The 23,687-nt window shown below is 44.7% G+C and carries 20 protein-coding genes and 2 pseudogenes; 9 read left to right on the top strand and 13 right to left on the bottom strand.

All coding sequences use genetic code 11. From position 1 onward, the window contains the following. Positions 1 to 12: 12 nt before the first annotated feature. Together ITG10_RS03970 and queF are read right to left on the bottom strand one after the other, a co-directional pair. Positions 13 to 2,271, bottom strand: a complete 2,259-nt coding sequence (locus ITG10_RS03970) for a hypothetical protein (RefSeq protein WP_017630801.1) — start codon at positions 2,269 to 2,271, stop codon at positions 13 to 15. Between the two features lie 55 nt (positions 2,272 to 2,326). Further along, positions 2,327 to 3,172 (bottom strand): NADPH-dependent 7-cyano-7-deazaguanine reductase QueF, encoded by an 846-nt coding sequence (queF, locus tag ITG10_RS03965; RefSeq protein WP_017630800.1) that lies wholly within the window; start codon positions 3,170 to 3,172, stop codon positions 2,327 to 2,329. 131 nt (positions 3,173 to 3,303) lie between these two features. On the opposite strand from queF, the gene syd reads away from it, so the two are divergent. From syd to ITG10_RS03950, 3 genes and pseudogenes are all read left to right on the top strand, one after another. Then, the gene (syd, locus tag ITG10_RS03960) at positions 3,304 to 3,849 is read left to right on the top strand and encodes a SecY-interacting protein (protein WP_017630799.1); all 546 of its coding nucleotides are present in this window, start codon (positions 3,304 to 3,306) and stop codon (positions 3,847 to 3,849) included. A gap of 4 nt (positions 3,850 to 3,853) precedes the next feature. Then, entirely contained in the window at positions 3,854 to 4,630 is a 777-nt protein-coding gene (locus ITG10_RS03955) for a Zn-ribbon-containing protein (RefSeq protein ID WP_017630798.1), read from the top strand. A 410-nt stretch (positions 4,631 to 5,040) separates the two neighbouring features. Beyond that, a pseudogene (locus ITG10_RS03950) lies at positions 5,041 to 6,246 on the top strand (carbohydrate porin). A gap of 110 nt (positions 6,247 to 6,356) precedes the next feature. Here the strand turns inward: ITG10_RS03950 and ITG10_RS03945 are convergent. From ITG10_RS03945 to metN, 3 genes are all read right to left on the bottom strand, one after another. Beyond that, positions 6,357 to 7,166, bottom strand: coding sequence for a MetQ/NlpA family lipoprotein (locus ITG10_RS03945; protein WP_017630795.1), 810 nt, complete (start codon positions 7,164 to 7,166; stop codon positions 6,357 to 6,359). A gap of 81 nt (positions 7,167 to 7,247) precedes the next feature. Further along, positions 7,248 to 7,931 (bottom strand): methionine ABC transporter permease, encoded by a 684-nt coding sequence (locus ITG10_RS03940; protein WP_017060764.1) that lies wholly within the window; start codon positions 7,929 to 7,931, stop codon positions 7,248 to 7,250. Next, on the bottom strand, positions 7,921 to 8,955 hold the full coding sequence (gene metN / locus ITG10_RS03935) for a methionine ABC transporter ATP-binding protein MetN (protein ID WP_248386712.1): 1,035 nt from the start codon (positions 8,953 to 8,955) through the stop codon (positions 7,921 to 7,923). The genes ITG10_RS03940 and metN overlap by 11 nt, the downstream gene beginning before the upstream one ends. Positions 8,956 to 9,162: 207 nt before the next feature. Here metN and gmhB point away from each other — a divergent pair, with 207 nt between their 5' ends. From gmhB to treC, 5 genes are all read left to right on the top strand, one after another. Next, on the top strand, positions 9,163 to 9,747 hold the full coding sequence (gene gmhB / locus ITG10_RS03930; RefSeq protein WP_017060762.1) for a D-glycero-beta-D-manno-heptose 1,7-bisphosphate 7-phosphatase: 585 nt from the start codon (positions 9,163 to 9,165) through the stop codon (positions 9,745 to 9,747). A 116-nt stretch (positions 9,748 to 9,863) separates the two neighbouring features. Further along, on the top strand, positions 9,864 to 10,199 hold the full coding sequence (locus tag ITG10_RS03925) for an MliC family protein (RefSeq protein ID WP_176680313.1): 336 nt from the start codon (positions 9,864 to 9,866) through the stop codon (positions 10,197 to 10,199). A 91-nt stretch (positions 10,200 to 10,290) separates the two neighbouring features. Beyond that, on the top strand, positions 10,291 to 11,235 hold the full coding sequence (treR, locus tag ITG10_RS03920; RefSeq protein WP_017630792.1) for a trehalose operon repressor TreR: 945 nt from the start codon (positions 10,291 to 10,293) through the stop codon (positions 11,233 to 11,235). A 205-nt stretch (positions 11,236 to 11,440) separates the two neighbouring features. Next, positions 11,441 to 12,865 (top strand): PTS trehalose transporter subunit IIBC, encoded by a 1,425-nt coding sequence (gene treB, locus ITG10_RS03915; RefSeq protein WP_017630791.1) that lies wholly within the window; start codon positions 11,441 to 11,443, stop codon positions 12,863 to 12,865. Between the two features lie 140 nt (positions 12,866 to 13,005). Beyond that, positions 13,006 to 14,691, top strand: coding sequence for an alpha,alpha-phosphotrehalase (gene treC, locus ITG10_RS03910; RefSeq protein ID WP_026084235.1), 1,686 nt, complete (start codon positions 13,006 to 13,008; stop codon positions 14,689 to 14,691). Between the two features lie 96 nt (positions 14,692 to 14,787). Here the strand turns inward: treC and ITG10_RS03905 are convergent, their stop codons facing one another. From ITG10_RS03905 to ITG10_RS03895, 3 genes are all read right to left on the bottom strand, one after another. Further along, positions 14,788 to 15,723: a hypothetical protein gene (locus ITG10_RS03905; RefSeq protein WP_128815180.1), complete on the bottom strand. Its 936-nt coding sequence runs from the start codon at positions 15,721 to 15,723 to the stop codon at positions 14,788 to 14,790. 145 nt (positions 15,724 to 15,868) lie between these two features. Then, the gene (locus tag ITG10_RS03900) at positions 15,869 to 17,377 is read right to left on the bottom strand and encodes a winged helix-turn-helix domain-containing protein (protein WP_017630787.1); all 1,509 of its coding nucleotides are present in this window, start codon (positions 17,375 to 17,377) and stop codon (positions 15,869 to 15,871) included. An 89-nt stretch (positions 17,378 to 17,466) separates the two neighbouring features. Further along, positions 17,467 to 18,069 carry a YitT family protein gene (locus ITG10_RS03895; protein ID WP_017630786.1) on the bottom strand — a complete coding sequence of 201 codons (603 nt, stop codon included), beginning with the start codon at positions 18,067 to 18,069 and terminating at the stop codon, positions 17,467 to 17,469. A gap of 347 nt (positions 18,070 to 18,416) precedes the next feature. On the opposite strand from ITG10_RS03895, the gene glyA reads away from it, so the two are divergent. Continuing rightward, a complete protein-coding gene (glyA, locus tag ITG10_RS03890) occupies positions 18,417 to 19,667 on the top strand; it encodes a serine hydroxymethyltransferase (protein WP_017066387.1) in 1,251 nt (416 codons plus the stop codon). Between the two features lie 232 nt (positions 19,668 to 19,899). Here the strand turns inward: glyA and ITG10_RS03885 are convergent, their stop codons facing one another. From ITG10_RS03885 to ITG10_RS03865, 5 genes and pseudogenes are all read right to left on the bottom strand, one after another. Beyond that, positions 19,900 to 20,226, bottom strand: a complete 327-nt coding sequence (locus ITG10_RS03885) for a hypothetical protein (protein ID WP_017630785.1) — start codon at positions 20,224 to 20,226, stop codon at positions 19,900 to 19,902. Between the two features lie 232 nt (positions 20,227 to 20,458). Further along, a complete protein-coding gene (locus ITG10_RS03880; RefSeq protein ID WP_004738555.1) occupies positions 20,459 to 20,650 on the bottom strand; it encodes a DUF4250 domain-containing protein in 192 nt (63 codons plus the stop codon). 1 nt (position 20,651) lies between these two features. Then, positions 20,652 to 20,855: a YaeP family protein gene (locus ITG10_RS03875; RefSeq protein ID WP_008222923.1), complete on the bottom strand. Its 204-nt coding sequence runs from the start codon at positions 20,853 to 20,855 to the stop codon at positions 20,652 to 20,654. A 164-nt stretch (positions 20,856 to 21,019) separates the two neighbouring features. Then, positions 21,020 to 21,714 (bottom strand): annotated as a pseudogene (locus ITG10_RS03870) (tellurite resistance TerB family protein). Positions 21,715 to 21,903: 189 nt separating this feature from the next. Beyond that, a complete protein-coding gene (locus ITG10_RS03865; protein ID WP_017630784.1) occupies positions 21,904 to 23,619 on the bottom strand; it encodes a proline--tRNA ligase in 1,716 nt (571 codons plus the stop codon). Positions 23,620 to 23,687: the final 68 nt, after the last annotated feature.

The following is a 23,687-nucleotide window of genomic DNA, read 5'->3' as shown; positions in this document are numbered from 1 at the left end:
ACCGCTCGCAAATCAGTCATCTTTTAGCATTTTTTTGATGTTGTCCTCATTCTGGTACGACGATTGTATTTTTATTAACCCTTGATTAATCGCATGTTTACACGCTTCTCTTATGTTACCGGTTGCAAGGCTTGCTGCTGGTGCATTGTCGATAGCTTTGAGGTATACCCACTGGCTGCTGCGCTCTTTGAGACTGATCTCACGCGCTAGGTTGGTCGACATCAATAACACGTCGAGCAGCTCTTGATCGTTAATCGCGGTGTAAGCGCGTGGCAAGAACGGGTAATCCGCGATGCCCATGCGAACGGTTCGGTTGATGTTGCGTTCTGGTTCGAAGTTATTCACCCAAGATTGAATCTTTTTGAACATCGCCTCAGGTGATAAATCACGGTCTGAGTTAGGTTCGATATAAAGCAGGTTCGCGTCCGAGAAGTGGTAAACACGAGCTGGGCCTTCAAGCTTTGATTTTAAGAACTCACCAAAAGCGTCTTCGAGCTCGAGACCCGCCTTGTAGCCATTCTGGGTGTACATATTACGTAGGAACGGCAGGTCAATCATCACGAAGCGTAAACGGTCGTTGAGTGGTTCATGAATCAATTCACCCATCTGCCATTGCTCAAAAGTTTGGCTGGTTTGCTCTAATGAATTTGAAAGCTTCGCATTGAGCATTCTTAGGTTCGGAAGCTTTGAACGTGAGTGCGTAAACAGGTCGGTGCGCAGTGAGTCCACTTCCTTGGCTAAGGTTTGAATAATGTAGCCGCGACGCAGCACAAAGAAGAACAAGATAATACTGAACAAGAATAGGGCGAACGATATCTTTTGGAACTTGCGATGTTCCAGTTTGTATTTCTCTAGCTCTTGCGCTTGGCCTGCGTAGTGCAGTGTTTGTTCAGCAAACTCTTTCTGTTGGCGGAATGCGTCTTCGCCAACACGGTTGAGCTTTTGCTGCTCTAAAGAAACAAGGCTGTTGTACTGCTTAAGATTCGCCAATGCCTGTTGCGGACGCCCCGCTTGTTCGTAACCCAAAGAGAGCAAGTAGTATGAGCGTTGTGATAAGCGCGAGTTCTCGACTTGGCGTGAGATCTCAAGCGCACGTGTCGCATGCTTGATAACATCTTCGCTCTCTTGCAGATGATAAGCCAAACCTGCTGATAGCAGTGCAGCACGACCTTCCAGTTTCGGAATGTCCGTGTACTCCAGCAGTTCAAGAGCACGGGTTAGGTACTGTTCTGCAAGAGGGTAATTATAAAGGCGCAGGTAAGTCGCTGATAAGCTTAAGCGAATATCGATAACTTGGTAGATATCTCGGTCAGTACTTTCATGATCCAAGACGTTGAAGAAATGCACTAGGGCAAGGTTGTATTTACCTTGGTAAAAGTACACATCGCCCATCTTCTTAAGCACTTGTGCTAATACTGGAGAATTTTCAAAGTTATCATAAAAATCAGCAGCTTGAGATAGGTGCTCTAGTGCTTTGTCTAATACTTGGCGCTCAAAGAAAAGCTGTGCCAGTAGGCGGTTTACCTTAGCCAAACGAGAGCTTAAATTTCCTTCTACCGACTTCCAATAGCCATACAACAACTCAGATAGCGCGTGGTTGTACTCTTTGTGGTTCAGGTAAAATTCACCGACCGAGATGTGGTAGTCGATGGTCACTTTTTCAGAGTAACGCTGGTCGAGATAGGCCTTCGCTTCTTGGTAGAACTTTTCCGCTTCATCGATCTTGTTATCGTAAGAGGCGATATCGGCTTTCAACATGATCAAGCGGTAGGTAATGCCTTCCGTCAGACGTAAGGTTTTATTCACCGATTCTAGGTTTGCTTCAATATTGGCGAGATCTGCCTTTGCTTTGGCGGACTTTCTGTCACTTAGCCAAAGTAAGCGTACTTTTAGGATCTCTAGATCCAGTTTGAGGTATTCAAGCTTATAGGTTTTGGCGAGCTCAGAGGCTTTGTCGATGTGCTTAATTGCAATGCGAATGTTGCCAAGGTTGTACTCGGCTTTCGCTAAGATCTTGTAGGCATCGATACTGCTGTTTGGCGTTCGAATCGAAGAGTCTGTCTCTTCGCGAGAAATTGCCGAAGGGCTTTTCTCGCGTTGATCAGAAAGGACACGAAGCGTTAGGTAGCTGTTGGCCATTTGTTTTGCTTGGCTCGGCTCGATCTCAACCAAATTATTGGCTTCATTGAGCAGCGCCGATGAATAGACCGACGCATTAACCGATGTGCTTAAGCTTAAAATAAATAGGCTAACGACGTATAACCAACGCATTTCAATGTCCCTTTAAAGATGAGGTAGGTTCCAATAAGTGTGTGTCTTGAGCCTATTATTGGCGAGCCATACGCTTGTTGTGGCTTGGTCTATCTTGCTCTGTTGAACGGTATGGGTTGATATCCAGACCACCACGACGTGTGTAACGAGCAAATACAGTTAGCTTTGATGGGCCACAGTATTTCATGATGTCAGTGAAGATACGTTCAACACATTGTTCGTGGAATTCGTTGTGCTCACGGAAAGAAACTAAATAGCGTAGCAGAGCTTCACGGTCAATTTGCTTACCTGAATATGCGATCTCAACGCTGCCCCAGTCCGGTTGGTTGGTGATCAAACAGTTCGACTTCAGTAGGTGGCTGTGCAGTGTTTCTTCCACTTCTTGTTCGCCAGCAGCGCCTTCAAGCAGTGAGGCTTCAAAGTCGTAGCTGGTGATTTGGATGTCTTGGTTGTCGATACAGTCACCTTCCATCGTTACGATAGGTTGGTTGGTGTAGTCGGTTACTGAGTTTACATTCACAATGACAGTTTCGCCTGCACATGCTGACAAATCTTGGGTCAGGCGCTCAGTTACTTGCTCCCAGTTTTCGAATTGAGTCTGGTTGTAGCTGTTCAGGTACAGCTTGAAAGATTTTGATTCAATTAAGTTTGGGCTCGTTGCTGGGATGAAAACTTCACCCACGGCGACTTGTGGTAGGCCATTAGTGTTTAGCCACGAAAGTTCGTACATGGTCCAAATATCATGACCAACAAAAGGCAGTTCACCGTTTAGCGCAAGATCATCACGATTCAGGCTACGAGGTACTGGTTGCAATAAACTTGCATCGTATTGGTTAGAGTACTCAGTTTTTTGGCCTAGGGTTAAACCCGCTAGCTCTTTTGCGTCAGAATATTTGCTCATACTTTCGTTTCAAATTCGATTAGAATGGGGTCGATTTTACTGAATCCCCATTACCCTGTCATTAAGTCATCGCCTAATCGACACGGAAAGGGCTCGGATTCTATTTATTATTTTGTGTTTAGGAGATTTTCATGACTCAACGTGCTCAAGACGCACTACTTTCTTTTAGTCAGCGATACGTTGACGCGTGGCAACAGCAACACCAAAGCTTACCTCGCAATGAGGAGTTGGTGGACGTGGTATCGCCATGTGTAGAAGAAAAGAGCGGCGATGCCGTGTTATGGAAGCACTATCCACGTGAGCAATTCGCAGATTTCACTAACGTTGAAACCGGTATTGAATTAACGCTGCATGAAGACATCAAAACCTTCTACGGCGCGCAATACAGCGCAGACATGAACGCGACCTTCGACGGTAACGAACTGACTCTATTACAGATTTGGAGTGATGAAGACTTTGAATGCCTACAAGAAAACATCTTAGGTCACCTAGTGACTCAACGCCGCTTAAAGCTAAAGCCTACGGTTTTCATCGCAGCGACCGATGCTGAGCTGGATGTTATCTCTATCTGTAACCTAACGGGCAACGTGATTTTAGAGCGCCTAGGCACCAAAAATCGTGATGTACTAGCCGAGACATTGGCAGAATTTTTAGAAAAGCTACAACCAGCGGTATAAATAGATGTACGTACTAGAACTTCAATTTGAGTGTTTTGATAACACAACGGTAAGCGCTGTCGACAAGGCTGTTAATGGCTTAATGGATGCACTTCGTTATAACGGACAAGTGTTGGGTCGTGAGTTTCCTATCGTGATGGGCGACGGTGAGTTTTATGTTCGCGTTGTCTGCCCAGAGCAAGACAGCTTACACCCGCGTAACCACTCAGATTTCGTAAAAGTGTGTTTTGATCGCTTGTCTAATGCGAGCTTGCTTGCGCCAAAAATGCGCTTGCTTGGTCGAGATCTTAACTCTGAAGAAGTAGCTGAAGACGAAGCGCCTAGCTGGCAGGTACTGTACACGACGTTCGTTCATACCTGTTCACCGCTACGTAGTGGCGACAGCTTGTTACCGATCCCTCTGTACCGCAACCCGCCAACCTTCAATGGTGACCATAAAGCCGTGTTGAAATGGCAGACCGAATGGCAAGCTTGTGATGAAGTCCAAATGGGTGGGGGCTGTCGTGCTGAACACGCAACTCTGACTGAGATCAGTGATACTAAAAGCGTGTTGTTCAAGCGCGGTTGGGGATTAAGAGGACGCATTGAATATCTCACGAAGATCCCGACTTATTACTACTTGTACCGCGTGGGTGGCATCAGCTTAAAAGCAGAAAAAGAGCGTAAATGTCCGCAATGTGGTGGTGAATGGCTGTTAGATGCGCCGATCCACGATATTTTCTATTTCAAGTGTGATGACTGCCGTCTGGTATCAAACATCTCTTGGGATCATCTTAAGTAACTCCTAATCCCTAACTCCTAAAGCTTAACTAGCGATTCAAGGTATCGAAGTGTTAATCAATACTTCGATACTTATTCTTCTGTTTTCTCCCTGCTAGCTTCTCGTCTGTTTCTCTTTCTTTGACCGCCATATTGAGCACTAATCAGTATTGGGCTTTGCCAATATTGTCGAACCTATTTCGCCCTTAAATGCGCTCATTCTGTGCTGTATGTCTCTCTCTGTAGTCTTCATGCATTCACCAAAATAATTCCACACCCATCAACTTTTGATCATTTCAATAGTTAACTGGATCACAGTAATCAATCAGTTCTCTTTCAATTTATATTCCTCTTAATATAAATGGGATCGATCTCATGGGAATGTTCCCATTTATAAAAATAACGCAATTCTAGATCTTAAAGGAATGGACGATGAAACTGTTACCTATTGCTGCTGCACTTTCTACTGCTTTACTTGCACCTAATTTATACGCTGATGAAACCACGCCATTGGAGTTTAATGGCTACATGCGCGGCGGCGTTGGCCTGAGTAATGAAGGCGGTTCAAATAGTAAATGGGAGGTGAGTAAAGTTGGACGACTCGGCAACGAAAATGACCTGTATGGCGAGTTTGGTTTTAGAAAAGAAGTGTATGTTGAGGACGACGTTTCATTTTTAGTTGATTCCATGTTGTCGTACTGGCAAGGCCAAGATGAGAACGCGGCGGATAAAAGCGTGGATGTCGTTCAACTCAATGTTCAAGCGGTAGGACTTTTTGAAGATAAGGATATTGGCATTTGGGCGGGCGAGCGCTACTACCAACGCCATGATGTACACATCGTTGATAACTACTACTGGGATGTCAGCGGTATTGGTGCGGGTGTTGAACACATCAATATGGGCCCAGGTAAATTATCGGTGGCTTTGATTCAAGACACAGTGACAGGTGATGTGTTTGATGGCAAAGAAACCACAGCCATGATTGCTGATATACGTTATGCGGGTATTCCACTGTGGAACGATGCGGATCTTGAGGTCGGTATTGATATGAACTTCGCCAATGAAAAGCAGGGTCAAACGATGGACGCGGATGATAGCGTGATGCTGACAGCCAGTCTAAATCAAAACCTAGCGGGTGGTTTCAACAAAACCATTCTCCAAGTGGCTAACTCTGGTTATGCCGAGCAGATGACCACCTTTGGTACCGGTAAGGGTATCGTTCGTGATGCAAACAACAACGATGCGGATGGCTTCCGATTGATTAACTAGGGTGTGCTTGCTATCGGTGAGAACATCGAATTTGGTCACACGGTTCGTTATGCTGCGTCATCGGGTGTGGGTGCGAATAACAGTGATGATGAGTCGTTCAGTGCAGTAATCCGTCCGCTTTATAAGTGGGACAAGCGCATGCGAACCATTCTTGAAATTGACGGCTTTGTGGAAACCATTGATAACCAAGACGGCGCGGGTGGTAAGTTTACCGTCGCTCAGGCTTGGGTACCGCAAGTGGGTTTTTGGTCTCGTCCTGAATTCCGTATTTTTGCGACTTACCTAAACGATGTTGAAAATGACAATGCCTTCGGTGAAGGTAAGAACAGTGAAATGAGTGTCGGTATGCAAGTGGAAGCTTGGTGGTAAGCCGAGCCTTTCTAACGAAATTCGGTACATAAAAAACTGCCGGAAATAAAAAAGGGGCTGACGTTATGTCAGCCCCTTCGGGTATCTATACAATGCTGCAGTTTAGGTGATTACCAACCTTTAACTACGCCACCTTGGAAGATATCAGAAGCTGCGTTGTACACTTCTTCAGTTTGGTAAGCTTTAACGAAGTTCTGTACGTTTTCAGCGTTTAGGTTGTCTTCACGAGAAACGATTAGGTTTACGTAAGGAGAATCTTTGTCTTCAACGAATACGCCATCTTTTTGTGGAGTCAGGTTGATAGAGCTTGCGTAAGTTGTGTTGATGATAGAAAGCGCTACATCATCAAGAGAACGTGGCAGTTGTGCTGCGTCTAGTTCAACAATGGTTAGGTTCTTCGGGTTCTTAACGATGTCACGAACTGTTGCTAGAAGACCAGCACCTTCACGAAGCTCAAGAAGACCTTGTTGCTCAAGAAGCAGTAGAGAACGACCTAGGTTTGTTGGATCGTTTGGTACCGCAATACGAGCACCGTCTTGGATTTCGTCTACAGATTTCACTTCTTTAGAGTAACCAGCAATAGGGTAAACAAACGTGTTACCAGCGATAGTCAGTTTGTAACCACGGTCAGCCACTTGCTGATCTAGGTACGGTGCGTGTTGGAATGCGTTGATGTCGATAGAGCCATCATCCAGAGCCGCGTTTGGTGTTACGTAATCCGTGAAAGTAACTAGCTCAACGTCTAGGCCGTACTGTTCTTTTGCTACTTTCGCTGCAACTTCAGCAACTTGTGCTTCAGCACCTGCCATTACGCCAACTTTTACTTTAGAAGTATCCACTTCTTTATCACCACAACCTGCTAGTACTAGCGCTGATGCCGCTGCTGCGATAGTAAGTAAACCTTTAAGGCTAAATTTCATAATAATCTCCTTTTAATAAATCTATTTAATTTGGTTCAGACGACTCTTGTCTTAGATAGTTTGCGTTTTAACGCTGAGTCTTTATCTGTGGTCAACGCGGCGAACTAAAGAATCACCGATTGATTGAATAATTTGTACAAGCACAATCAACATCACTACCGTTACAGCCATGATGGTCACATCGTAACGGTGGAATCCGTAACGAATCGCGACATCACCTAGACCACCGCCACCAACCGTACCTGCCATTGCTGAGTAGCTTACCAGTGTTACTAGCGTAATCGTTACTGAGTTGATAATAGTCGGTAGTGCTTCAGGAAGCAGAACCTTATTGATGATTTGTGTTGGTGTTGCACCCATCGATTGAGCTGCTTCTACTAGACCTGTTGGTACTTCAAGTAGTGCACTCTCGATAAGTCGAGCCACGAATGGGATAGCGCCAATGGTCAGTGGAACAATCGCAGCTGTTGTACCGATGAAGGTACCAATCAGCATCTTAGTCAGTGGGATAATCGCAACCATCAAAACTAAGAAAGGTACTGAACGACCCACGTTCACAATCGCACCTAAAATCTTGTTTACTTTGGTGTTCTCTAACAGACCACCTTTTTTCGTCGTGTGTAGAATCACGCCTAATGGAATACCGACAGCAAAGCCAACAATGCCTGCAACAGCAACCATGTAAAGTGTTTCGCCCGTTGCGCCTAATAGAAGGTTACCGTTAAGGCTGATCCAGTCAGCAATCTCGTTGAAACTAAAGGACATAACCAAGCACCTCTACTTTTACATTGTTGTCACGTAGGAATTGGATAGCAGCATTATCATCTGCTTCATTACCGAACAGTTCAGCAACCATCATGCCGAACTTCACGCCGCCGGCGTAATCAAGGTCAGAGCTTAGGATGCTGACATCGATATTGAATTTGCGTGCAATCTGAGTCATCAGCGGAGCATCAACCGTTGCGCCCGTAAACTCTAGGCGTACCAGAGGGTAGCTGCTGTTTACGCGAGTCTCTTGCAAGCGTACTTGGTAATCTTCAGGAATCGTCAGATCCAACGTTGAACGAATGAATTGATGCGCAAGCTCAGTCTTAGGGTGAGCAAAAATGTCACCAACTGTGCCTTTCTCTACCAATTCACCACCGCCAATGATCGCCACTTCGTGACAAATGCTTTTCACTACATCCATCTCGTGCGTAATAAGCAGGATAGTGATGTTTAACTTACGGTTGATTTCACGCAGTAGCTCAAGAATCGATTGAGTGGTTGCCGGATCCAATGCACTGGTCGCTTCATCACACAGCAGTACTTTCGGATCAGACGCCAGTGCACGAGCAATCGCAACACGTTGTTTTTGACCGCCACTTAGGTTTGCAGGGTAAGTATCACGCTTATCCGCCAAGCCAACGAGTTCAAGTAACTCACTCACTTTCGCTTCAATAATCGCTTTATCTTTACCAGCAAGTTCTAAAGGCAGTGCTACATTGTTAAATACAGTACGAGAAGACAGCAGGTTGAAGTGCTGGAAAATCATGCCGATGTTACGGCGCGCTTCGCTAAGTTCAGATTTGCTGAGTTTTGTTAGGTCGATACCATCAACAATCACTTCACCTGAAGTTGGGGCTTCCAACATATTTACACAGCGGATTAGGGTACTTTTGCCTGCACCTGAAGAGCCGATGACTCCAAAGATTTGACCTTGAGGAATGTGGAGGTTGATATCAATTAAGGCATTGATTTCTTTAGTGCCTTGATAAAAAACCTTGTTGACTTGATTCACTTTAATCATAGAGAAACCCGTGCAGGTAGAACAGAATAATATGTCGATAGCTCGCTCGATTTACAGACGATGCTATGGTGTTCTATGATCTAAGTCAATAGATATTTTTACGTCTAGACGGCTAAACGTCGATTGTATGGCTAAGCTGGAAACAAATCGTTAACGAACGCAAAACTAAATAGATAGTGATGAAGCAAATAAAGCGTGTAATAATTAATGATTAATAGAGAGTTGATAGAGAACAAAATTTTGTCTAAACCTGCTGTTTTTTTAGATCGTGATGGTGTGATTAACGTTGATCACGGCTACGTACATGATGAGCATGACTTTGAATACATCGACGGTGTGTTTGAAGCGGCGAAAGCGTTTAAAGATATGGGCTATTTATTGGTGCTAGTGACTAACCAGTCAGGCATTGCTCGTGGCATGTTTAGCGAAGACCGTTTTCTTTCTTTAACGCAGTGGATGGATTGGAACTTTGTTGATAATGGTGTCGAGCTCGATGGCATTTATTACTGTCCTCACCACGCTGAACACGGCATTGGTGACTACAAGCAAGATTGTGAATGTCGTAAGCCAAAGCCAGGCATGTTCATTTCTGCTCGTGACTTTCTGAAGATTGATATGGCTAACTCTGTGATGATTGGCGATAAAGCTGAAGACATGATGGCTGCAGAAGCCGCAGGTGTTGGCACTAAAGTATTGGTAAGAACCGGTAAGCCAATCACTGAAAAGGGTGAAGCGCTAGCTAGTGTGGTACTTGATAGCATTAAAGATGTACCTGCTTTCTTAAAAGGCTAAGCGTTTATTTGTCACTAAGGTATTTACCTATCACTAGGCACTTACTTATCAATAAGGTTTTCCTAACCTGAGACTAAACTAAGTGTCATTGACTATATAAAGATGAGGAACGAAGTATGAAAGCTATGTTGGTAGCATCTCTATGTACGGTAGCATTGGTCGGGTGCTCTAAATCAGCAGCCCCTGACAGTGCAGCATCGGATAATCAATTCGTGACTTATCAATGTGAGTCTGACGTCTCGTTTGATGTGGCTTACCTTAGTAATGAAAAAGCAGTACTGCGTTTACCTGATAACGAGTACCAATTGACTCAAGTACCGGCAGGCTCAGGAACCAAATACATTCTAGACGATGGCACCTCAGAGATGATTAACAGCATCACTTTGCGTACTAAAGGTGACGACGCACGCCTCGAACTTGGCCGTGTAGTCTATCGTAATTGCCAAAAGTAAGTCATAGTAAGAACTGCTAGGATTTACAAATAGTTAAGTGAGGGGACCTACCCTCACTTTTTCTTCTCTTCCCTTTAACGTTAGACTTTTTATGAGCAAAAAACTCACTATTCTCGATATTGCTAAGCTGTCCGGTGTTGGTAAGTCAACCGTATCTCGCGTTCTGACCAATGATCCTAAAGTGAAACCTGAAACCCGTGAAAGGGTGGAAAGAGTAATTCAAGAATCTGGGTACACGCCTTCAAAGTCTGCGCAGTCCATGCGTGGTGGCAGTCAAAAAGTCATCGGCGTGATCATCTCTCGTTTAGATTCTCCCTCTGAAAATAAAGCCGTAAGCACCATGCTGGCTGAGTTGTATCGAGCGGATTACGATGTGGTGATCATGGAAAGCCAACTCGACAGAGACAAAGCCAATGAACACCTTCAGGTTCTAAAGCGTCGCAATGTAGATGGCATCATTGTGTTTGGCTTTACGGATTGTGATATTCCCGCAATCGAAGCGTGGGAACACAAAGCCGTGGTTATTGCTTTGGATACCGAGAACGTGACCTCTATTAACTACGATAACCAACAGGTGATCAATAGTGCGTTGGCGCATCTGTCGGAGCAGGGGATCTCAGATGTCGGCTTTATTGGTGTTGATCCTAGTGATAAATCAACCGGTGAGCTGCGTCTTAAGGCTTATCTCGACTGGTGCGAAAGCACTGGAGTGATTGCGAATTATCGTACTGGTCAGCTTCATCATGAAAGCGCTTATCAGCTGGTGGATGAAGTACTGACTCCTACAACTCAAGCACTTGTTTGTGCCAGTGACACATTGGCTCTTGGCGTGATCAAGCGTCTACAAGAACTACAACGTGAAGATGTGGTTGTAACAGGCGTTGGTGGCAATGATCTTCTCTCTTTCTTGTTCCCTCGTGTATTTAGCATTGATCCTGGCTACCAATCTGCAGGTAAGTTGGCGGCTAATCTATTGATCTCTCAGCTTTTAGGCAATTCAGAGATCTCTCATCACACCCAATCTCCGATTCTATAATCCACTCAATTAAGCGAAATCGAACCGCTTAGATTAAAATTAGAGTGTGATCTCTTTCAATTGATGGGACTGTTCCCATTTCAATTTATCATTCATGCGGGCATTATAATAACCGTAATTGGGAATGCTCCCATTAATCTAAATCTTGAGTGGTTGTTGCTACATGGTTTAGATGAGTAATTGAATGAAACCAGGGTGGGGTAGTATGAGTAAGATAGCGAAGCAAGACGTTGCGCGTCTTATCGAGTTAGTCGGTGGCAAAGAAAATATTGCGAGTGTCAGCCATTGTCTGACTCGACTGCGTTTTGTATTGAACGATACAGAGCAAGCGAACAAAGCAGAACTAGAAAAGCTGAAGCAGGTAAAAGGCTGCTTTACGAACGCAGGTCAATTCCAAGTCGTGATTGGCACAGAGGTTGATGAAGTGTACGCACTTCTGATTGAGCAAACGGGTAAAGAGGCGTCATCAAAAGATGAGTCTAAGCTTGCTGCTCGTCAGAACATGAACTTCCTTGAGCGTGGTATCTCCCATTTAGCCGAAATTTTCGTACCACTGCTGCCTGCCATCATTACTGGTGGTTTGATTCTTGGTTTCCGTAATGTGATTGGTGACATTCGCATGTTCGACGGCAAAACCCTCGTTGAAATCAGCCAATTCTGGGCAACCGTTCACTCGTTCTTATGGCTAATTGGTGAAGCGATTTTCTTCTTCCTGCCGGTTGGTGTGTGTTGGGCGACGGTTAAGAAACTCGGCGGAACCCCTATTTTGGGTATCACGCTTGGTGTGACCTTGGTTTCCCCCCAATTGATGAACGCTTACATGATAGGTAAATCGGTACCTGAGGTGTGGGACTTTGGCCTGTTCGTGATTGAGAAGGTCGGTTATCAGGCACAGGTGATCCCTGCGATGCTAGCGGGTGTTGCTCTGGCGTTCATTGAGACCAACCTTAAGCGTATTGTTCCTTCTTATCTGTACCTTGTTGTCGTGCCATTTGTATCGATTATTTTGTCTGTGATTCTAGCGCACGCTTTCATTGGTCCATTTGGTCGTATGTTAGGTGATGGCGTGGCATTCGCGGCTAAAGCAGCAATGACGGGTGACTTTGCGATTCTTGGCTCAGTGGTATTTGGCTTCCTATACGCACCTTTGGTTATTACAGGTATTCACCACACAACCAACGCCGTCGACCTACAACTGATGCAAGACTTAGGCGGCACACCAATCTGGCCTTTGATTGCTCTATCAAATATTGCACAAGCTTCGGCGGTTGTTGGCATCATCATCTTAAGTAAACGCGAAGGCGAACGAGACATCTCGGTTCCAGCTGCAATCTCTGCCTACTTAGGTGTGACGGAGCCTGCGATGTACGGTATCAACCTTAAATACAAATTCCCAATGCTGAGCGCAATGATCGGTAGTGCCGCAGCGGCTGCAATCTGTGGTAGTGCAGGTGTGATGGCGAATGGTATCGGTGTTGGTGGCTTGCCGGGCATCTTATCGATTCAACCGCAATATTGGTCTGTTTACTTAATTGCGATGCTGGTGGCGATTGTACTACCCGTCACGTTAACACTGTTCTTCTATAAACGAGCACAGATGAAAGGCGAGCTAGAAACCGCAAACGCGTAATGTATTAAATAAGCGATGACTCCAAAGTGAGCTATCGCTTTTTCTCTTAGTTATAGCTTTTTCTTTTAGTTATAACGGCTATTCGACCATGATTCACATGGTGATTTTATTTTATATTTTCTGGTAAGTGAGTGTTAGAGATGGCGATGACTGAGCATGATGAAAGTTGGTGGAAAACCGCAACCATCTATCAAATCTACCCAAAGAGCTTTTGTGATAGTGGCAGTAAAGGTACTGGCGATATCAAAGGGATCATTTCAAAACTGGATTATCTTAAACACTTGAGTGTGGATGCAATTTGGTTAACCCCAGTTTACGCATCCCCAATGATCGATAACGGCTACGATATTTCAGATTACTACGCGATTAACCCTCAATTCGGCACTATGGAAGACTTCGACTTATTGCTGTCTGAAGCGCACCAACGTGGTATCCGTATCGTGATGGATATCGTGGTAAACCATACCTCAACCGAGCATGCGTGGTTTCAGTCGGCATTGGGTGACAAAAACAGCCCATACCGCGACTACTACATCTGGAAAGATCCAGTAAACGGTCAAGCACCAACCAACTGGCAGTCTAAGTTCGGTGGTAATGCATGGGAAATGGATGAGGCGACGGGTCAATATTTCCTACACCTATTCGCGAAAGAGCAGGCCGACCTTAACTGGGAGAACCCGGTTGTACGTGAAGAAGTGAAAGACGTCATCAGCTTCTGGGCTAAAAAGGGCGTTGATGGCTTCCGCTTGGATGTGATCAACCTGATTTCGAAACAGCAAGATTTCCCTAACGATGATATCGGTGATGGTCGTCGTTTTTACACTGATGGCCCACGAGTGCATGAATATCTGAAAGAGATCAGCGAAGCGGTATTCCAGAAATACGGCAGCGTGACAGTAGGCGAGATGTCTTCAACGACACTCGAGCATTGCCAGCAGTACTCAAACATTGATAACAGCGAACTATCGATGGTGTTTAACTTCCACCATCTTAAGGTGGATTACACCAATGGTGAGAAGTGGACTAATGCGCCGTTTGATTTCTTGCAGCTCAAGTCGATCTTCAATCATTGGCAAACAGGTTTGAACGGCAAAGGGTGGGGGGCATTGTTTTGGTGTAACCACGACCAACCGCGAGTGGTGAGCCGCTTAGGTGATGATAAGAACTACCGTGTTGAGTCGGCCAAGATGCTGGCTGCGTCTGTACATATGATGCAAGGCACGCCGTATATCTATCAAGGTGAAGAGATTGGCATGACCAACCCGGGTTACACCGAGATCAGCCAGTATCGTGATGTCGAGAGCACCAACATGTATGACATCATGGTGAACCGTGATGGTGTGGCGCATCAAGATATGATGGCGATTCTAGCGCAGAAATCTCGTGATAACTCTCGCACGCCGATGCAATGGAACAGCGAAGCGCATGCAGGTTTCTCACAGGCTAAGCCATGGCTGGATATTGCGAACAACTTCACTGAGATTAACGCTGAGCAAGCGCTGGAAGACAAAGACTCTGTTTTTTACTTCTACAAGAGCTTGATTGAGTTACGCAAAGAAGTGCCAGTGATTACTCACGGTAGTTACAAAGATTTATTGCCTGAGCACCAATCGGTATTTGCGTATTCTCGCGAGACGGATAGCCAGACTTTGTTGTGTATTAACAACTATTACGGTGAAGTATGTCAGGTTGAGTTACCTAATGAATTTGAACTGGATAAAGCGCAATTGCTATTGGGGAATTACTCTGATGAGCAGTCGCCAGTTTCTGCAAACACGGTAGCCTTACGACCGTATGAAACAAGAATTCTCTTGATAGAGCAATAATACTCGTTCCCCTATGCGAGTATAAGCTTTGAGCCTGAACTCTAAGTGTCAGGCTCAAATCTTTCCTTCCTATTCTCTAATGGAAGGCTTCGGTTGCTAGCCTTTGTTGACCGTAAATGAATCGAGAATCCACTTCGTGTCGCTCAGTTGAGTGCCATTCTTTTCATCCCAGTCCATCATTTTCACAACGCCAAAGCTTGGGCTGAACCATGTTTCAGTATTGCTTTGAAATTCAGCTGAATCATACCCATCACAAACAACGTTGTAAGTGTTTTCAACTTTCAGGTACGCCGTTTCAATTTTCTTATCTTGAACCGTTACCGTTGAGCGCTGACCATTTTCGGAAACTTGTTGCTGCCAATGGAAGTCACATCGTGTGTCTGACGGTCCTAAATCATCAATATCGCCTTCGTAGAAATCATCAAGCAAGGCTTCTAGTTGGCCAGTAGTAACCTCAAACGAAAGCCCGACAGAGCTATTGCTGTGACTAATGTTAGGGCTTTTTTCTTTTACCGTACTGCCTGAATATTTGAATACTGGGTTAGTCACCAAAAAGTCGACAGCCTCACCATTAGTCAATTCTATATTGGAATCAACTGAGTTAACAAAGCCATCATTGCCTTTGTAAAACAGGCCGCTGTCCGTTTCACCTTGTACCGTCATATCAGCAGCGTAGAAGTCGTTGATGCCGCTGTTAACCATGCTCTCTAGCGTTGTTTTTAGCTTCTCCAATTCAGCTACGCCTTCAGTCTCATTAGAGATCGCTAATTTATCTAATTGCAACTGAATATTGGCCAACATCTGCTGTGAACTGATATTTCGGTATGCAAGATCCAGTGCTACGTTTTCATCGCCATCTTCTGATATTAGGTAAGACAACAATGTGATGTTCTTTGGTGCAAACTGAGAGTTGTTGATCGGATAATCGAACTGAGTTGTACCATTAGAGCCTGATGAAGAAGAGCCACCTCCGCCGCCACAGCCATAAAGAGCAAAGAGAGAAGCCGCAAGCAGCGTCATGGATTTTTTCATGTTGAGCATTCCTAATATAATTGGCCTAGAGCGGCCTGATGTTTTTAGGAATGCTATTGGTGAGAGAGTTAATAGGGCAAAAAATGAAGATACATAAGATCTTAATTTATATTTAAGTTTTTGTTTTTATGTGTTTTATATTTATTCATTCGGAAAGTTGATGGCCGACATTCGTGCAGTAGTTAAGCATCAGGTTTTCCCACTGCTTAATGATAAGTGGCTCTTTGATGCTCAATTTTAGATTTTTCCAAGGCTGGAGACAGGTCGATTTCGACTCAGGTTTGGACAAGCGAGCAAACAGCTCTTCTGAAGGAACCACTCGCAATAACGCGACTAAGGATTCCATGTAGTTGAGGCGAAACTTATCCATGTCCCCTTGCTTGTAAGCAATATGGGAAATCATTATATAGACCAGTGCGTTCTCAATGGTCGAATTGCCCGCCGTGTTGGTCAGAAATTCCTTCGCGGTTTGCAGGTCTCTTAACTTGAAGTGAATAATCCCAAGCCAGAGTTTTAGCTCGTCGGGAATCAACTTAAAACGCGTTTGCACTAGGCTAGTGAAGCTAATAAGGCGCTGGTGGTCGGTCTCAAACAGAGCCAGTTGTCGAGCAAGCAAGGTTGAAGTCATCACGTTGAGTGACACGCTATCAAGTTTCATTGTTTGCCCGTCAAGCAAGCGGCTCAGCTCTTTATCACTGACAGACCACTCTGGTGATAGCGGAGCAGGTAAAGCGAAGTAGTTCGCTAGCTCTCTATTTATCTCCATCAAGTCTTCACTGAGGTTCTCTATCTCTATTGAGTAGACACCACGGAAAGCAAGTTTGCCTGAACTTGGGTAAATAAGGCTGACTTTAGCCGCAAGGCGTGTATTGACTTCCTGATCTTTCAATCGAATATTGAGCAGGTAATCACTGGTGCGCATGTTTTTGGCGCCCGGAAAAAAGGGCGTGCTGTCTATTGGGTCTACGAAGTAACTTGGTGCATCTTGATTTGCTAAGTCGGTGTAAGCGTATTCAATTTGTTGTTGAAGTAGTAGCGCTTTAACGGCTTTGCGATGCGTTCTCGCATTGTCTCCAATGGCATCGATACGGTTCAGTAATAGCTCGACCTTAGGAATCAGCCTTTGTGTGCGTTCAAGCTCTGAGGCTTGGTTTGAAGAGTGCCAAAACATATAGCCTAAAGTCGCAGTGCTTATCAGCAGCACAACAGAGAGTGACAGTAACAAAAGATTAAACGGTGATGTCTTTTTGCTTGCTTGAGGCTGTTCGGTTATCTCAAAGGTTTCGGGCTGTGCATTAGCCAAACTCACCGAGCTAGGGTTAAGGAAGTACCCTTTGCGTGGGTAAGTAACCAAGATCTTAGTCGCATCACTTTCTGGTAGGTACTTTTGCAGCACAGAGCGCAGTGTACTGATCCTGTTAGTAAGTACATTCTTCGAGATGAAGTTACTTTGCCAAACCGATTCGATGATCTGCTCAGCTGCGATAGGCTCACCCACGCTAGTTAGAAACAGTTCGAGTAATTCAATTGAACGAGGTTCTAGATCGATGACCTGCTCGTTGCAACTTAAGACACGTGTCGCGGGATTGAATTCTAAACCTTCGATAGAGATCGAGGTTTGAGTGTCTTTGGCACTAGAGAGGTAATCTTGCATAAGAAAAGAGAGGGTAGCTTATAAAAGCTAAATACTAGCTGTTTTCGTTATGAAAAACAGCTAGTAATTCATTGATTGGATAGCTGGCGCTAAGACGCGTAGTTCACTGAATAACGCGTAGGCTTGTGATTCATCGCTAATACGATGTTCAATACCGCAGTGCCCAATACAGAAACTGCAATCACCCAAGGCGATACGAAGAAGAATGATGCAAACAGAATACACGCATCAATAGCCATTTGGGTTTTGCCCACTGAGATACCGTAGCGATCTTGAATGAACAAACACAAGACGTTGAAGCCGCCCAAGCTTGAGCGATGACGGAATAAGATCAGCATACCTAAGCCCATCAACAGGCCGCCTGCAACAGCGCAGTAAATCTCATTATGAACTTCTAACGAGATCACCAAGTATAAATGATCGGCAAACACAGACACTAAAGCCCCTGATATGGCACTGCTTATTGCGAAGTGACGGCCAAATCGTTTCCATGCTAATAAGTAGAATGGGCAATTAGCAATAAAGTACAAAATACCGAAGGTTACCGGCATAAATTGACTCAAAAGCAGAGCCAAGCCAGTAGTGCCACCAGTAAGCAGGTTCGCTGACTGTAAAAAGAAGACGCCTAACGCCACTAAAAACGTGCCAGTGAGGATTGCTACCCAATCTTCTTTACGTGAGTGTTTTTCCATCGTTTTTATAATTACCTAACCAATAAAGGCGTGCATAGTAGAGAAAAACCTTAGCTTTCGGTAGCTAGAGGGGCAAAATTAAGGTAAACCTATGTAATCTGCGTTTTACAGGGTGTAAATCGTAAAATTGACAGTAAGCGTCATCTTTGGTTGGATAAGCTTAATAACCATGATGAATCTTATTTGTGATTATGAAAAAACTGCATGATAAAATTGCAATTAGCTCTTTATGACCTAGATCAAATTATGTAGAATGCGTCACATCAAAACGGTGACGGAAACGTTTGCTTTCGGTCGTTGTGTGGTTTTTTTGAAACTTTCAGTACAATCTGAGTCAGGAGATACAGATGCTTAAGCGTGACATGAACATTGCTGATTACGATGCGGATCTATTCGCAGCTATCCAAGAAGAAACTCTTCGTCAGGAAGAGCACATCGAACTTATCGCTTCAGAAAACTACACAAGCCCACGTGTAATGGAAGCTCAAGGTTCTCAGCTAACAAACAAATACGCTGAAGGCTACCCAGGCAAGCGTTACTACGGTGGTTGTGAGTACGTAGACAAAGTTGAAACTCTAGCAATTGAACGTGCATGTGAACTATTTGGTGCAGAGTACGCAAACGTACAGCCTCACTCAGGTTCTCAAGCAAACAACGCTGTATACATGGCACTACTAAATGCAGGCGATACGGTTCTAGGTATGAGCCTAGCGCACGGTGGTCACCTAACTCACGGTTCTCCAGTAAACTTCTCTGGTAAGCTTTACAACATCATCCCTTACGGTATCGATGAAGCAGGTCAAATCGATTACGAAGAGATGGAAAAGCTGGCTATTGAGAACAAGCCTAAAATGATCATCGGTGGTTTCTCTGCTTACTCTCAAATCTGTGATTGGAAGCGCATGCGTGAAATCGCTGATAAAGTAGGAGCTTACCTGTTCGTAGATATGGCTCACGTAGCAGGTCTAATCGCTGCCGGCGTTTACCCGAACCCAGTTCCACACGCTCACGTAGTAACTACAACGACGCACAAAACGCTTGCGGGTCCTCGTGGTGGTCTAATTCTTTCTAACGAAGGCGAAGATCTTTACAAGAAGCTGAACTCAGCAGTATTCCCAGGCGGCCAAGGTGGTCCTCTAATGCACGTTATCGCTGGTAAAGCAGTAGCGTTCAAAGAAGCTCTAGAGCCAGAGTTCAAAGAATACCAAGCACGCGTTGTTGCTAACGCAAAAGCAATGGTTGCTGAATTCCTAGCACGTGGTTACAACATCGTTTCAGGTTCTACAGAGAACCACCTGTTCCTAGTTGACCTAATCAACAAAGACATCACAGGTAAAGAAGCAGATGCAGCACTAGGTGCAGCAAACATCACTGTAAACAAGAACTCAGTACCAAACGACCCACGTAGCCCGTTTGTAACGTCAGGGATCCGTATCGGTTCTCCTTCTATCACTCGTCGCGGTTTCTCAGAAGCAGATGCGAAAGAGCTAGCAGGTTGGATCTGTGACATCCTAGATAACATGGGTGATGAGTCTGTTATCGAAGCGACTAAAGCAAAAGTACTTGAAATCTGTAAGCGTCTACCTGTTTACGCTTAATTTTTCTTCGTAGTGATTTGAACTTCGTTGTCGAGCATGCTCACTTACATTCGTAAGCTCCGCGTGTTCTCCTAGAATTTCAAACAACTACTTTGAAAAATATTGATACTAGAGGCTCCTTAATAGGAGCCTTTTTTGTGTCTGGTGGTCAGTTGATGAGAGTAAAGAAAAGCAGGTACTAAAAAGGGCTAATGCTTTCACATTAACCCTTTGGTATTTGGTAGTGTCGATTCTACTTTTTGATGCTAAGCAGAGTGCCTGACTTACACTTGAAAGAGTAGTAGTGGCGGCTTTCACTGAACTTACCTAGGCCTTCGCCATCACAGTAGTCGATGTTGATGTCACGCATCACTTCTAGTGTGTCTTCGCTTTTCAGAGCGAATTTAGAGCCATCAGAGCAGACGATGCGAACTCGTTCATCATGGCTTACAGAGTAAATATCGACTTCAGTATTACACAGCTCAAAAGAGGCTTCGCGAAAGTTGTCTTGCTGAGTATTTGAAGCGCAACCTGCGGTGAATGCGGCAGCGATAACGGCTAAAAGTCCGAGTCTTTTCATTGTTAACCCTTCACTATCATCAAGTTGAGTGATGAGTTTTATATGCTAGTTTGAGTAGCCTATGCAACAATACGCTTTGGTTCAAGGCGCGTTCGTTGACTCTAAGATATAAAAGTATAGGTGCAGACAGATAATTTATAACGGGTTTGCTGCATGTTTACTTGTTACGTATCACCAACAAAAAAAGACCAACACAGAGGTTGGCCTTTAAATAGGAAGATTTTTTAAACGACTATCGAAACTGTTTGGCTTCTGGAAGATACTCAAAACCAGCAGACGCGAGCTTCGCGATCAGTGCTGCTTTGTCGATTTCGTAGAAGTTGACCACTCGATCTAAATCTCCGCCGAAGTCGTCACGAAGCTTCATGTTGACGATGCTCATCAACATTACAGGATCCATTTTTTCAAAGTTAGCGAGGTTCATATTAGTCCTCGAAATCTGAAATTAGTAAGTTAGCAGCGGCAAAGGCTGCACGTTCGCGAGCTTCTTTAGGAAGAGATTCATCGGCAGCAAGGTCATTCAATGTTTTTACTGCGCAGGTGATCGCTTTAGGGATATAGCCTTGGTCGCCACTGCCAATTTGAGAATACAGTTCACGAACCAAATCACAACAATCGTATACTTTCATTTTTATACCTAACCAAATGATAACTGATCTCAATATACACATAGAGATAAGCAAAAACAAAGTGGATCTGATCAAGTTCAGAGTTAGTTTGTCCTTGCTCAATATCTCACTTGGTTAGCTCGCGGCTTAGGCTGTTCTTTACCGATTCGTTTGGTATTTCTCGTTCAGCCAGAGACTTGTTGTTCAAGTTGATAGGTGACTTCATCAGCAAGGTTGAGCTGTTTCGCGAGCTCTTTCAGGTACGCCTTTTCCATGAAGTTCTGTTCGTCGGCCACAATCAAAGAGGCTAAGTAGATCTCACTCGCCTGTTGAGGTGACGTTGCTAATTGAGCGATTTCGCTTGGGTCGAGTGGCTTATGCAGTTCTTCAGATACCAGTTTAGTCAGTTGATAATCGGCGCCCATGTTTTCGACGGCTTGTTCTATCTTAGCCATCTCTTCTTCATCAACATGGCCATCAGCTTTAGACGCGGCAATCATCGAACGTAGAATCAGAACGCTGTGGTTTGCATCATTTTCATCAAACTGAGCCTGTTCGACATTGGGCGTCTGGCCTTGTTTAGATTGGTAGTCGTTGTAGACTTTATAAGCGAGAGCGCCCAGTGCTGCTCGCCTCCAATCCCAGCCGCTTTCTTACCCATTTTTTTGGTCTTCTTAGAGCCCATTAACGCCCCTAACAGTCCACCACCAACAGCGCCTGCACCGAAAGCGCCAAGTGTGCTCTTGTTGATACCTTTGCTATTGCTGCTACTGCCTTGAGAGAGGCTGCTTAAACTCGAAGATCCTTGGGAAAGCTTCTGAGTACCTTGTTTAACGAGATCTGACTTAAGTGCTTGGTTAAGTAAGCTTTTGATATCCATTGATACCTCCAATGTAAGCGGGTCTAAAAAGTTGATGAACCCAATATACGGATTTGAAGATGAACAGGGGATTAACTTACGTTATTTACTCTAGTGATAAATAGAAGAGAACTTGAAGGGAAACGACAGGTACAAAAAAGGCCACCTAATGGCAGCCTTTCAATGTTTATCTAGTCAGTAATCGGATTACTAAGCTAGTTGAGCTTTAAGGTGCTCGATAACCGTGTCCATAGCGATAGCTTCTTTATCACCTGTACGACGGTTTTTGTATTCGAAGTTACCTTCGTCCATGCTGCGATCACCGATAACGATAGTGTGCGGAATACCCACAAGCTCGATATCTTTAAACATAACACCTGGACGCTCTTTACGGTCATCAAATAGTACTTCGATACCCATAGCTGTTAATTCAGCGTATAGCTTCTCAGCTGCTTCTTTAACGCGCTCAGATTTGTGCATGTTCATTGGTACGATAGCAACTTGGAACGGCGCTAGCGCGTCTGGCCAAGTGATACCGAATTTATCGTGGTTTTGCTCGATAGCAGATGCAACAACACGTGAAACACCGATACCGTAACAACCCATTTCTAGGATTACGCTCTTACCATCAGGACCAAGCACGTTACAGTTCATTGCTTTAGAGTAAGTATTACCCAGTTGGAAGATGTGACCAACTTCGATACCACGCTTAAGCTGGATAATACCTTGACCACATGGGCTAAGGTCGCCTTCAACAACGTTACGTAAGTCTTCAACTTGAGCAAGCTCAACGTCACGACCCCAGTTAATACCGAAGTAGTGCTTACCGTCTACGTTTGCACCAGCGCCGAAGTCGCTCATTACAGCAACAGAGCGGTCAACGATGAATGGTAGCTCTAGGCCAACAGGGCCAAGTGAACCAGGACCAGCGCCAACAAGTGCACGGATTTCTTCTTCTGAAGCCATCTCTAGTGGAGAAGCAACCTGTGGAAGGTTTTCTGCTTTTACTTCGTTAAGCTCGTGGTCACCACGGATGATTAGAGCAATGATATCTGCGTCTACTTCATCAGATGCTTTAACGAATAGAGTCTTAACTGTCTTCTCGATTGCTAGACCGTGTTGTTCTACAAGCTCAGCAATTGTTTTTGCGTTTGGCGTATCAACCAGTTCCATCTCTTGAGTTGGCGCTGCAACTTCTTCAGTAGGAGCGAGTGCTTCTGCTTTCTCGATGTTTGCTGCGTAATCAGATTCAGAAGAGAATGCGATTAGGTCTTCGCCGCTTTCAGCAAGAACGTGGAACTCTTGAGAGCCGCTGCCGCCGATTGCGCCAGAGTCTGCTAATACTGGACGGTATTCAAGGCCCATGCGGTCGAATGCTTTACAGTAAGCATCGTGCATCGCTTGGTAAGACTTTTCTAAGCCTTCTTTGTCGATATCAAAGCTGTACGCATCCATCATAGAGAATTCACGTGCACGCATTACGCCAAAACGAGGGCGGCGCTCATCACGGAATTTAGTCTGGATTTGGTACAGGTTTAGAGGTAGCTGTTTGTAAGAGCTAATCTCGTTGCGCACTAGGCTCGTCACTACTTCTTCAGCTGTTGGGCTAAGAACGAATGGGCGAGAGTGACGGTCTGTGAAACGAAGTAGCTCAGGGCCCATCTTTTCAGAACGGCCAGTCTCTTCCCAAAGCTCAAACGGTTGAACTACGGGCATCAAGATTTCAACGGCACCTGCATTATCGATCTCTTGGCGAACGATATTTTCGACTTTACGCAGTACACGTAGACCAGTAGGTAGCCAAGTATATAAACCTGAAGCTAGCTTACGGATCATACCTGCACGTAGCATCAGCTGGTGGCTGATAACTTCTGCGTCGTTTGGAGTCTCTTTCAGAGTAGAAAGAAGGTAGTTACTGGTACGCATTCTATGGTATCCGTTTCATCATTGATAAAAGAAAATTTGCTGCGGTGAGTGACGACAGCAAATCTGAT

The sequence above is a fragment of the Vibrio sp. ED004 genome, assembly GCF_023206395.1.
GTDB lineage: Bacteria > Pseudomonadota > Gammaproteobacteria > Enterobacterales > Vibrionaceae > Vibrio.
This window is presented reverse-complemented; position numbering and strand designations above follow the sequence as displayed.